This window comes from Oscillatoria sp. HE19RPO, from assembly GCF_024220515.1.
Lineage (GTDB): Bacteria > Cyanobacteriota > Cyanobacteriia > Cyanobacteriales > Laspinemataceae > Laspinema.
The window spans coordinates 1-12,729 of record NZ_JAMXOT010000069.1 but is presented as its reverse complement, the minus strand read 5'-3'; the positions used below and the strand labels follow the sequence as shown (position 1 = coordinate 12,729).

Genomic DNA, 12,729 nt, shown 5'->3' with positions numbered 1-12,729 from the left:
ACAATCACAGCGGTTTGACTCAGATTATAAAGGCTTCCGTTACGCTCACGTCGTCTAACGTGACTTTAACGCTAAATTGTTCCCCGGGTTCCCCACTAAAATTGAGTTGAATGTTCTTCGTATTTCTGGCTTGCGCTTGCATGACTGCCACCCCTTCTGCATCCAGTATGATTAGGTTTAAACTTGGGGGAAGATACACTCGTTCATCAGTGGGATAGACTTCAATCCAGATGTCCATTTCTGGCGCTTGTGCGGGCTTCATTCCCACCACCAACGCCACAGTTTCACCCGCCCGAGTTAATTCTATTACCTTACCTCGCTTAACACTGGCCCGTCTAACATTAAAGGCCAATTCTGTTGTTTGTGGCCCTAAAATTTCTTCCACTGTATCCCAACCGGCCTCAAAAATATGATGTAGCCATTGGGTTAACTGAATGGCGGGTTTCGGTTGCAGTTGATGGATATAATCCAGGAAAGTTTCCAGGGTTTGAAATTGACTCAAAGGAATTTCTTCCATCTCTACGGTTTTGATAAATCCGTATAATGTCGCTTCTCTGGCCGATTCGCTAAACTGCACCGCCACATAACCAATGCGCTCGCCCCAAGCCTCCGCTGGAATCTCTACAATTTCCGATGCGATCGACAGGGAACAACACTCGATTTTTCCGATATTCTTAAGTTGTAAATCTGCCACATCCGATAGAGTTTGCATCACCGGATTCCAACTGTCGCTTTCTTCTAAATCCGTTGCAATTCCCATGCACTTGCAGTAGAAGTTTACCGCTAACACGGCTAAAGTATTGCGATAAACCCGTTCTGCCTTGACTGGATTGGATTGCTGGCGACTAAATTTCCGGGCGATGTCCTGCCAGGAGCGGGTGAGCGGTGTGGTGAATGTTAATTGGTTTTGATGGATGCTAGTCATCATGTTTAATTTCCTAGATAAATTTTAGCTATTCAAGTAATCTTTTAAAATGGAATGAACTTGTTTCAGTTCCCGTTGATAAAAATCGCTAAGAGTCGCTATTTTTACCCCGGTTTGCGCTGATATGTCTTTCCACTTTATCCCTTCCATTCGCCATTTTAGCAAGGTTTGAAATGTGAAAGTTGGATGATTTCTGAGGCGCTTCTGTTTTAATCGGTTTTCTGGATCCTCTAAGATATATTGCCACAGGAGTTCCGTGGTGGAAGGCTCCGCTTCGCCTTGGGGAATCTGCTCGATCTCATCAGAAGAAGCGATCGTTATATCCGGTTTCCCGACTACGGTTTTGATGGCTTCCACGATAAATCGCTTTTTAAGTAGGTAATTGAGCCAATAGATAAATGAGGCTCTGTCCGGATCGTAGCGCTCGATATGTTGGCAGACAAAAAGCCACAGTTGGGATAGCGCCTCGGCATAAATATCTTCATAGACATGGGAAAATTGCCCTTGGCGCGGACGGCAGAGTTTCCCAGAGTGTGCGATCGCCTCAATCAGCTTGGTTAAAGCCAACTGTCGCTCTTTACTCTGGGGAGGATGCCGCTTCGCCTCCATCGCCAAATTTTGGATTGCCTCGTCCATGACTCAATCTCGATGCACTCTGTTTGCCTTGCTTTACCTACTTATCTGACGGCATTAAAGGTTTTTACGGATGCTCTCGGATTTCTTTACAAAACTTTACATTTGGAAGCTGAAGCCTAAATTTAGCCATTTTAGTTAGTCAGGTGAGCCATGCCTACTTTTACCAACTTTTACCAACCGGATTGGGTATCAGTAGACGAGCAGTAAAAAGTGCTTGAAATCCAGCCGCCATATAGCGATCGCCTACTCCCGAACCGAGGAACTCAGGGGATTCAATGTAAAGTTTTGTAACAATCGTCAAAAGAACCCGTAAAAAAGCCAAGTCAAGACCGAGAGAAAAATTAAGGCAGAGGCAGAGGTGCTTAGGCGATCGGAGCGATCGCCTTGCATAATTTGCCGCGATCGCTCCGAGTAAACTCAACAGCCGGGAAAATTGGCCTTCCCATTTTCCCAAACCTAGTGTTCACATACGTTTACCCATTCTCTCAACCCTAAAGAGGATAACCATCATGGATTTAGACGGTGCATATACCAATACCCAAGAAACTTTTGGAATCGATCCGCTACTGAAAGGACTCGAAAACGACCCGTTATCTAACCCTCCAAGTAGCAGTGGGTATGAACCGGAAGACAAATTACCTCATGATAGTGGTTTTGACAAGGATTTAGTTTCCAATCCCAACTTGTATTCAACGGGAACTAATTCGGATGAGATTGGAACTTCTACGACTTCCATTTCGGGTGAAGATACAGAAGCACGAAGCGGGGAGTCTGAGGTCGATCCTCTGACAAAATTACCCCTTAACGAAGACGAAAGTCCACTACCGGATGAAACAGATCCGTTGATTAATCCCGTTGCAAGTGTCGCAGTAGAAAAGAAAATTGCACCAGAAGCGTCTATAGATGGTGAGGATTTAGATGCAGAGAATGACGAAAGCGCAGACGAATCCGTTGACGGTGATACCGATCGGGAAACAACTTCATCCGTAGAATCAGGTGATGAGGTGATGGATGAAGGGGATGAAATTGCTGTTGATGATTCCTTTTCTGTCACGAATGTAACGGATGAGGCAACCGAAACAGAGGCAGGTGAAACGGACGAGGATGTAGAGGTTGCAACGGATGATACTGCCGATTCCCAAACCGAGTCAGATGAAATAACGGCAACTGATGAAACGGTTTCTGATGGAGTGGTGGAAGAGGAAACTGCCACTGAAGATGTGGATCGCGAAGAAAGCGATCGCCCCGAAAATGCCGTCACTGAAGACGAAGAAACTTCCCCTGAGTCAACCCCTGCCGACGATACTGCCGGTGAAGATAATACTGTCGGAGAGACTGAGGAAATTGCTGACAGTGGCGATGAAACAATTGAGACAGATGTAACCGGCGAAACCGAAGACAATGCCGGTGAGGAAGCTGCTACAAATGAAACCGAGGAAGATGGTGCAGATGTCGTTCGGGATGAAGCGATCGCCACTTCTGAGATTAACTTTGATATGGGCACCTTCAAAGTCGATGCAAGCGGTGAGGTTAGTATCGACTTCCTGTTTGATGGTGGCGCGTTCAAATCCCAAGTAGCGATCGTTAGTTTGTCCGGGATGGAAGGATTAGATCCGAACTCCGTTGAATTTATTCAAGAAGCGGCAACTCGCGCTGCCAGTAATACCGAACTCGGTCATCTGGTTATTAATGATATCAGTGAAAGTGCCAAATTTACGGGTCGTTTGGGTGAAGGAAATTGGAATTTCGGCACATACGAAGGCGTGAAAACCTTCTTGATGAGTCCGGGGGATGAGTTTTTCCTGATGTTAGTGCCGAATGGAACCGTGCAGCAGGTGATAGATAATCCTAACGCTTCTGGTGCGATTCGTCCCTTATTTTCTCTTGCCACCGCCAACCCCAATGATGAATATCATGTGGGACAAATTGCCGATTTGACCGGGGATGGAAGTGCCTTTGCCTGGGAAGATTTGCGCTTCGATCGCGGCACGGATAAAGATTACAATGATATCGTTTTACAAATCCGAGGTGCCAAAGGTAAAGCGGCATTAATGGATGAGGTAGTCGGTGAGGGGAAAGACTGGCGCAACACCGACATGGGTAAAAAGTTAATCGATTACGTGAAAGAGTCAATCACGCCGGAGGAAGCAACAAACGAGGAAGATACTATTGCTAACGAGTCTGATGAACTATCAGAAGAAAGCAGCGATGCTGTAGAGGTTCCGACTGATGAGGCGACAGAGGATGAAACGGAAGTCGTGGATTCCTCTACAGACGCTGTGGACGACTCAGAGGAATCTACTGAGGCGATCGCTGAGGATAGCGAATCAGAAGAATCCACTGATAATATTACCGACGATCCCGAAGAAGCAGAGGACTCTACTGATAATATCACCGACGATCCAGAATTGGAGTCACCCAGGGACGAAATTGATGAAGTCGTAGACGAAACGATTGATGAGGCAGATAACGAGACTGAAATAGTAAGTGATGCCACAGATGAGGTTGATGAAACTGAAGTGGTAGAGGATGCTATCGATACGGGTGATGAATCAGAAGACCCAACTAATAATATTGCAGACGAAACTGAATTAGAAAACTCAACTGATATTATTGCCGAGGACACTGAAACTGAATTAGAAGACCCAACTGATATTATTGCCGACGACCCTGAATCAGAAGACCCAACTGATATTATTGCCGAAGATACCGAAGACACCGAAAATACCGAAGAAACCGAAGAAACCACTCCAATTCCATCAGCACCAGCACAGCCTCAGTTGGAATTTCCTAAGAAAGACCAACCGCAAATAATTGTCATCGATAGTGACTTCAGTGGCAATAATCCCCATCTTGACTACAGTCAAATTACCTGGGGAAGCGACTATCTCGAAGATGATGCTGACCCTACCTTACAGGCAGAAGAAAGCAACGGACATGGCACCCGCATTCTCGGAATTTTGGCCGCCAAACAAGATAACAGCATTGGCATTGATGGCATCAATAACCAAGCCCCCATCCTAGCAAGTCGCGCCGTAGGGTCTGGAAAATGGGCAGAAGCGTTAATCGATGCAGTGGATGTTGCCAAGACATCCGGACAACCGAATGCGATCGTTAACCTCAGTTTTGACCTCACTCAAATTAATCCCGATGGTAGCCTTACCACTCGCACCCAACTCACACCAGTCGAACGAGGAGCTTTAGAATACGCACGTCAGCATAATGTATTAGTGGTAGTCTCCAGTGGCAACCAAGCTGGTGAAATGTCAGCACTGGGTAAAGCTTCCCGCGAATTTGACAATGTAATTACCGTAGGTGCAGCCAAGCCAGTAGATACATCTGCCTCCGGTGCACCGGCTCAACAAGCTTATACTCGCGCCGAGTATTCTAGCTACGGTGATGGTTTAGATATTGTCGCAGATGGAGGCACGCCAGAGAATCCTGTCGTCTCCACTGAAGGCAATAGCACCGGAACCGGATTTGGCACATCTGTGGCGACTGCAAAAGTAACGGGTGCTGCCTCACAAGTGTGGGCTGCCAATCCGAATCTCAGCTATCGCCAAGTCATCGATGTTCTCAAGCAGACGGCTACCGATTTGAACCAGCCGAACTGGGATGCCGAGACAGGTGTGGGATTGCTGAATATGGCACAAGCCGTAGAATTGGCGCAGTCCACAGTTCCAGAACCGAAGCGATCGCCACTCTCAACGGGAACCCTTCCCGACTTAAAAACTCCCCTGTTGGGTTCAACTCAAGCGGACGATGGTATCCTCTATTTATCCAACAGTGCCGGTCAGATTTTGCGCCTCGATACCGAAACTGGCGAGCAACGTCAAGTTTACCAAGGACTAAGTTTCACCGATATTGCAGTAGCGCCCAGCGGCAAATTATATGGATCGACTTTCACAACCCTATCTGCGATCGATCCAGAAACGGGTCGAGAAACAGGGGTGGGTCGCTTCCCACCCGGACAGAATATCAACGCCTTAACCTTCTCTCCCGATGGCAAACTCTATGGTGCCGATAGCCAAACTGGAAAGGTATTTTTAATTGCTCCCGACACCGGCAAAACCGTTGAAGTTGCGTCTTTGGGAGGGCCAAGCAGTGGGGATATTCTCTTTAACGGTAGCCATCAAATTTTAGCCACCGTTAAGAATGGGAACAACGACCAATTGGTGAGTGTAGATATCACAACCGGCCAATCGGAAATTATCGGAAAGTTAGGGTTCCGAAATGTGTATGGATTGGCCTTACTCAATGGAGTTCTCACTGCCTTTACTGACGATGGTCGCAAGTTAGAAGTTGACCCGCGCACCGGTGCCGCAACCGTGGTTGGACTGGTCTCCACCGCCGGTCAAATCTTCGGCGCAGCGGATAATCCCAGCAGCAGTGGGATTGCGGTTGGGGAATTACCTCAAGTGCTACCAGAAGGTCAAATCGATCCCAATCGTTCACCAATACCAACAGAACGTGCAACGGATTGGCGGTCTCAAAACAAAGCCAGTGCGATGGGATCGGATTGGCGCAGAGAATATGACCGTACTCAAAGCTGGATCGGTAACATCACAAGTTCGGGGCCTCAATATTTGGGGAAAGATGGACAAGGTCGCACTTGGCAAATTGTTTATACTACGAATGGGTTTATGGTTCGTAGTCCAGGACTGGGAGCTTTTGCCTTTTCCTGGGATGAGTACAAAAATACAAAAAGCTGGGATCTATTTTGGAATGCCGTGTATGCAGGACGTTCTCGCAACCAGATTCTGGCTTTAAAAGATGCCTATTGGTCTCAACGTCAATGGAGTACGCAGCTTGTCGGCTCGTTACAGTGGCGAAGTGGCCCCAATGGTAGCGGATGGGTGCAAGAGTTCAACGGCCCTGGTGGACGACGGCTGCTGATGCTAGAAAATGGCAAAAATGAAGCGTTCTGGGTACTGGGAGGTAACTACCAAGAATATATGGAAATGGGTGGGCCAACAGGAACTCTGGGGTTCCCTCGTTCTAATGAAAATCGTCTAAATCGTTCCGATGGTCGATATGCGACGTGGCAAGCTTTTTCTGCACACAATGGCAAATCTCGTATTCATCACTTAGGTCGGAGTGTTGCCACATGGGGAAGTATTGGCAATCTTTACACCGATCTGAATGGAGCCTATCATTGGCTGAGGATGCCTACCCGTCGTGAGTATATTGATGGCGATACCATTTTCTCTGATTTTGAAGGGGGTCGCATCGCTTACAACCGCCATAATGGACGCACTGAAGCACTGCGTCCCGGTCAGCAACCCTCTTGGCGACAACCAGTGGGTAATCCCGATATCGATATCCGCCTTGACTTTTATGGGAATTTTACTTGGACTCAAAGGAATTTGATTGAGCAAGCTGCTAAAAACTGGGAAAACATTATCACCAGAGATAAGGTATCCAGTGGAGTTCTCAGAATTGCAATAACTCAAGGTTCAAGAACTATGCATGGCAGTAACTGGAATCCTAACATAGGAGCTGAAGCTTATATGGATTATGAACAGAAACGTCGGACGGATTTGAATGGTGGCTATGCTGGAGAAGGACGCATTCATTTCAACAGCAACAACATCAACCAGTTATCCCATAATTGGTTACTTCGTCTAGCTATGCATGAAATTGGTCATGCTCTAGGTCTTGATGAAGCACAGTATGATGACACCCTGGGTATGGATGGAATTATGGATTTATACGGTCTGGATCCAAAGATAACGTCCGGTGTGTATAATCGCCTAGAATGGCTGGGATATAGCGTCAATCGAAATGCAAGCGTTAACTGGGGATAAGCTCTAGACCGATGAGTTGGGAGTAACTTCCCAACTGATTTCTCACACTATCATTTTCCCAGACAGCGATCGCCCCTCCTCCCCCAGGCGATCGCTTCTCTCCAACTTCTCTCCCATTTGTCAAGATTTCCTAACTCAATCTGCATAATCTGCCAATGTTGTCCCCACTAAAACAGTAGCACCTGAAATTTCAGCAGTGCAAACCCTAACCCTTGTATTATGCTTCAATGGAGAACAAAAATGAAGAAACCCTATCAAATCTTATCCGTGGCAGCGATCGCCTTATCGACCAGCGCGATCGCCTCAGAACCCGTTCAGGCCTATACTTTCATCAGAATCGCCGACAGTAGCGAGCAAAACGGCTTTTCATTCGGTAGCAACTACAGCAGTTTCGGTCAGGGATTTTCCACATCTTGGAGTCATACCAACTGGAATTGGTCTGCCACTCACGACCCTGCCTCCCCCTACAAAGGACTTGCTATCAACAATAGCGGACAAGTTGCCTTTTTTGCATCCTTAAAAAATCCTGCCGGAGTCACCGGGCTATTTGTCAACAGCAACGGCCAAAATAAAACCATTGCCACCACCTTGAATGATTTTAAAAGTTTGGGGCAGGGTCTTTCTCTGAACGAAAATGGAGAAGTTGCCTTCTTTGCTGAATTCAATACAGGTGGCAGCGGCATTTTGCTGGGCAATCCCACTACCACCAATTACCAAACTATTGCCGATACTAACGGCATTTTTAGCAGTATTGCACCCGGAGTCTCCCTCAACGATAATCAAGAAGTCGCCTTTTTTGCTGCCCTCGATGCCGGAGGTCAAGAAATCTTCAAAAGCAATGGCACTACCACCACGCAAATCACCCACTGTAGTGGCAGTACCGTCAGCGGTAGCGAATGTCCCATCCAATCCCAAAGACCTTCTCTAAATAATCAGGGAGAGGTTGCTTTTACGGGCATTAACGGTGTTTTTACCAGTCAAGACGGTCAGACAATTAATAATATTATGTCCGACCCGGCTACTTTCGCAACGGGACGCTATCACGACGCCAGCATTAACAATAGCGGACGAGTTCTCTATCGCACGGGGTTAAATACTTGGTGGAATAGTGCCGCGATATTGAGTAGTACAATAGACCGGACTAGCATCATTTCTGGCAATACCGCTCCGTTTCATAGTGTGTCTCGAAGTCCGGCGATGAATAATGATAGCGAGGTTGCCTTTATTGCTGAAAAAGGATGGAACTTCGGCATCTACACGGGTCATAGTTTGCAAGACAAAGTGATTGCTGTCGGTGATGAGCTTTTTGGCTCGAAAGTTAAGGCTCTTTCAATTGACCGAGAAAGCATTAATGACAACTGTCAGATTGCATTTTGGGCGAGTTTGGAGAGCGGGATTGAAGGTATTTATCGCGCCAATCCAGGCAAGGGTCAGTGTCAGACAAATCCGTTGATGCCAGATGCAACCCACGACCCCGGAGAAGACGGACGATTGTATAGTTTTATCAATGCACCGGGACGTCGGTGGTACGATCCGCCTTCTGCGACTGGTTTCCGGTATCAGATGACGGGAGATTCTCTGTTTACGGAGATTCTTAACGTTCCCAATGGGTTTGACAATCCATTTACGATCGCAGTGGGAGAAACAATTTTAGGGGAGTTTCTGCCAGGAGATAAAATCGATTTTGTTTCTCTGTTTGGAAAAGGGGTTTCAGAATTTACCGTTACTGGCATTAATGTTGACCCGACGAATCCGGCAGTTTTCCCTATCAAACTGGATTTTAACACGACGACGGCCAGTTTTGATATGTATGCGATCGGCTATAAGAATTCAGCGGAAAAAGTCCCGGAACCTACGTCGGTTTTGAGTTTGCTGGCGTTGGGTACTGCTGGTGCGATCGCAACCCTAAAACGCAAAGCGCGATCGCTGGATTCCTCTAGTTGACTTTTTCACCACTGCAATCGCATTTTTCTGTTATCTTACCGGGGGCATTCTTCTATGCAAGTCTTGCGAAATTTTTTTTACTGGATAGCAACCACTACCGTCACTTTATGCCTGGTTGCCGTCACTGGCGATCGCGCCACTGCCGGAGTTTTCTACAATGGGTGGAATTATGCCATTGACTCGTTTGATGATGGGGTGACGGGGAATTCTGTCGGTGGTGGGGTTTTTGAGTTTTATGGCATGGCAATCAAAGAAGATGCGGATAAAATAATAATCGCTCTCAATGCCAATTTACCCCTCTCAGGATTTGCCGATGCCAATGCTGAAGGTGGTAGCATTACCTGGGGAGATTTGTTCTTTAACTTTTCCGGCCAAGATTTCAATACTGCCAGCAGTAATGGTAACTTATTTGGCATCCGCTTTGCTGCTGAGAACGATTCTGGCGTTCCCTATTTGGGCGTTTACAGCGATGTTACTGCTAAAAATGTAACCGAAATCAATCCGGGCTTTTTCAACCTGACTCATTACAATAACTATGTAGAATCTGAAGGATCGACTCCAGGAATGGGGGATTTAGCCGCGACGGATCCTTATTTCGAGCAAAATGGACGGTGGACGATTCTCAATGAAATAGAAACCGGCAATAAAGTGGGAGATATTGAGTTTCAAAGCGAACTGGCGTTGCATCAGTTTGGAGTGGATTTCAGTAACTTTAATGCCAATGGAAATTATACCATTGGATTCAGCTTCGATCGCGCTTTGTTCCCTGTTGGTGACTATACCGCTCATATTTTTGCTGAATGCGCCAATGACGGAATCGCGATTCAGGGAGAACGTCGTAAAGTACCAGAACCTTCTAGTTTGATGGGGTTGTTACTCTTGGCGGGTTTAGCTGGAGTCTCCGGGAAGTTCCGTCGGCGTAGCAAATCCTTCGATTTGGGATATTCTTCAGATTGTTCAAGGTCATATCGTTAGAGTGTAACCGTTTGGGGTAGCGATCGCTATTTTTTTCCCACAAAGCGATCGCTCTTTTACCCCAAGAAAAAAACCGCGTTTTTTTATAGATATCAGAGTTAACTGTGGAAGCGAGACAAGAAACACCATTAGCAAGGTTGTTCCGGAGTCCGGGTGCGATCGCGAACATCAGCAAAAATTTCGTCACTATCTAAATCAATTCCCTCTGAAAGGATTCATTTCCCCAGGGAGTGGGGAGAACCTCCTTTAATCAAAAAAGAGCAGAAACCTTTGGTAGGGTCGATGGGGGCGATAAAACTAGCCCTGTCAAGGTGATGGAAAAACAGGCCAAAACCCTTGATATTCCGATACTTAGTCTGGTGTGGAGCCATAAAAGGAGCCGAAAATGGCTCCTTTTAGGCTCCATGAATTCTCAAATATCAGAAATTAATGACACCTTATAAAGGGTAACTTGAGGGGGTGCTGTATAAAATGGTATCCCTCAAATGAATCAAAAATACCTGTTGACAGAGCTGGCCTGGGTCCAGGTCCCCTAATACAAATGAGGTCATTTCCTAGCCATTGAAAGCTGTCAGGCACTATTTGGCGTCATAGAGCGTGCCATTTGGGCGCGAAGAAAGCTTGCCCCCTTAGCGTTACACTAGAGGCGAATCAGGTTTGGCTCCCTGATAGAATGGATAATTGGGTCCCTATGTTTGAGCGGTCCGGCTCGTTGTGTTTAAGGAACTTCATAGAGTCATCCTGGCTCAGGGATGGCCCTGAAAAACATTAGGGGTGTGACCCAGGTAAGACAACTCTGATAATATTCTTGAGCGAGAATTTCTGTTTTTTGGGTAGGTTAAGTAATATTCGTCAGTAAAAACCAGGGGAGAGTAATTCCAATGTTAGATGCCATATTTGAAAGATTTGTCGAACACAGCCCAGTCAGTGTGATGATGCGAACTCTAATGGAAAGAACATTTAGACCCGACTCCATTGAAAGAATTTTTGAGAACAATGCTGAAGTTCAGTACACAAGGGATTTACTATTTTCTAGTCTAGTCAATCTGATGAGCTTAGTTGTCTGTGGAATCCATCCTTCTGTAAATGCCGCTTATAAATCTAAAGCCGTTAAGTTGAACGTCAGCCGGACTGCCCTGTACGACAAACTTAATGGAGTGGAAACTGGTGTTAGTGAAGCCCTCCTCAGAGATACCTGCGTTCCCTTAGCATCTTTGATTCAAGGCTGGAGGGATTCAATGCCAGGACTTGTACCGGGAATGAAGGTCAGAATTTTGGATGGAAATTGCTTGGCTGGAACGGAACATCGCTTAGATGTACTCAAAAAGCAAGGAGCCAAAGTATTACCTGGCAAGTCTTTGGTCGTACTAGACCCGGACTTGGACTTAGCCATCAATGTTTTTTTGTGTGAAGATGGTCATCTGAACGAACGACGGCTATTTTCTCAAGTTTTAGAAACCGTTAAACCCGATGAATTATGGATTGCTGACCGGAATATGTGTACCAGGGATTTCTTATTGGGGTTGAACAAAAAAGGGGCATCCTTTGTCATTCGAGAACATCAAACGATGCCCTGGGAAGCCGTGAGTGAATTAAAATCAATTGGCCAAATTGACGCTGGATTGTTATTAGAACCAAAAGTTCGCATTACTAATAACGGAGAAAGTTTAGTCATGCGGCGAGTCCTGCTGCGGTTATTTAAACCCACTCAAAGTGGAGAAAAAGAAGTGGCGATTTTTACCACTCTTTCTTCAGAAAAGGCTTCGACTGGCCTGGTGGCGTCTTTGTATCGAAATCGCCGAACTATCGAAAACTTGTTTCAAGTGGTTACCGAAAATTATCAATGTGAAATTAAGACCTTGGGGTATCCCAAGGCGGCTTTGTTTTCTTTTTGTTTGGCGTTAGTCGCCTACAATATTTTAGCCACAGTCCGTGCGGCTTTAGCTACCGTGCATGGTCCCGGCAAAATTGAAGCGGGGCTTTCCTCCTATTATATGGTCGAAGAAATGCAATCCGTCTATCGAGGAATGATGATTGCAATAGAACCTGTTCATTGGCAGGTATTTGATTCGATGTCATTAACCGAGCTAGGTGATGTCCTTCTGTTTCTCAGCCAGCAAGTCGATTTGCTAAAGTTTCTCAAGCAACCCAGAGGTCCCAAGAAGAAAAAAGGACCTCCCATTTATGATCCTAAACATCCCCACCTGTCCACTTTTCGGCTTTTACACCCCTCTCACAATTCACCTTGACAGGGCTAGGGCGATAAAACCCCGCATCTCCCTGTTAGAACTATTCCTGCAAATTTCCCCGCATCCGGCTCCCGATAATCTAGCCAATTGGCTTGCTGGAGTGGATATAATCATGACAGGATTCATGTACTGCCGTCAAGTTTTTAGGTTTCCAGTTGTCATGGTTTCCATCAATATGATGAAGTTGTACTCG

8 protein-coding genes are annotated in these 12,729 nt (G+C 46.2%); 4 read left to right on the top strand and 4 right to left on the bottom strand.

Annotated features, from left to right (window positions below):
• Window positions 1–19: 19 nt before the first annotated feature.
• The 3 genes from NG833_RS07370 to NG833_RS07360 all read right to left on the bottom strand — a co-directional run bounded on the left by NG833_RS07370 (window position 20) and on the right by NG833_RS07360 (window position 1,982).
• Window positions 20–928: a DUF1822 family protein gene (locus tag NG833_RS07370; RefSeq protein WP_254564654.1), complete on the bottom strand. Its 909-nt coding sequence runs from the start codon at window positions 926–928 to the stop codon at window positions 20–22.
• A gap of 21 nt (window positions 929–949) precedes the next feature.
• Window positions 950–1,561, bottom strand: coding sequence for a hypothetical protein (locus NG833_RS07365; protein WP_254564653.1), 612 nt, complete (start codon window positions 1,559–1,561; stop codon window positions 950–952).
• 160 nt (window positions 1,562–1,721) lie between these two features.
• A complete protein-coding gene (locus NG833_RS07360; protein WP_254564652.1) occupies window positions 1,722–1,982 on the bottom strand; it encodes a hypothetical protein in 261 nt (86 codons plus the stop codon).
• A gap of 88 nt (window positions 1,983–2,070) precedes the next feature.
• Between NG833_RS07360 and NG833_RS07355 the strand changes: the two genes are divergently transcribed.
• Window positions 2,071–7,368: a S8 family serine peptidase gene (locus NG833_RS07355; protein ID WP_254564651.1), complete on the top strand. Its 5,298-nt coding sequence runs from the start codon at window positions 2,071–2,073 to the stop codon at window positions 7,366–7,368.
• On the opposite strand, the gene NG833_RS07350 is transcribed toward NG833_RS07355, so the two are convergent.
• A complete protein-coding gene (locus tag NG833_RS07350) occupies window positions 7,355–7,492 on the bottom strand; it encodes a hypothetical protein (protein ID WP_254564650.1) in 138 nt (45 codons plus the stop codon). The genes NG833_RS07355 and NG833_RS07350 overlap by 14 nt on opposite strands.
• Window positions 7,493–7,608: 116 nt before the next feature.
• On the opposite strand from NG833_RS07350, the gene NG833_RS07345 reads away from it, so the two are divergent.
• The 3 genes from NG833_RS07345 (at window position 7,609) to NG833_RS07335 (ending at window position 12,536) form a co-directional block, all read left to right on the top strand.
• Window positions 7,609–9,312 (top strand): choice-of-anchor tandem repeat NxxGxxAF-containing protein, encoded by a 1,704-nt coding sequence (locus NG833_RS07345; RefSeq protein WP_254564649.1) that lies wholly within the window; start codon window positions 7,609–7,611, stop codon window positions 9,310–9,312.
• 54 nt (window positions 9,313–9,366) lie between these two features.
• The gene (locus NG833_RS07340) at window positions 9,367–10,287 is read left to right on the top strand and encodes an XDD3 family exosortase-dependent surface protein (RefSeq protein WP_254564648.1); all 921 of its coding nucleotides are present in this window, start codon (window positions 9,367–9,369) and stop codon (window positions 10,285–10,287) included.
• Between the two features lie 881 nt (window positions 10,288–11,168).
• Window positions 11,169–12,536: a transposase gene (locus NG833_RS07335; protein ID WP_254564647.1), complete on the top strand. Its 1,368-nt coding sequence runs from the start codon at window positions 11,169–11,171 to the stop codon at window positions 12,534–12,536.
• The last annotated feature ends 193 nt before the right edge of the window (window positions 12,537–12,729 follow it).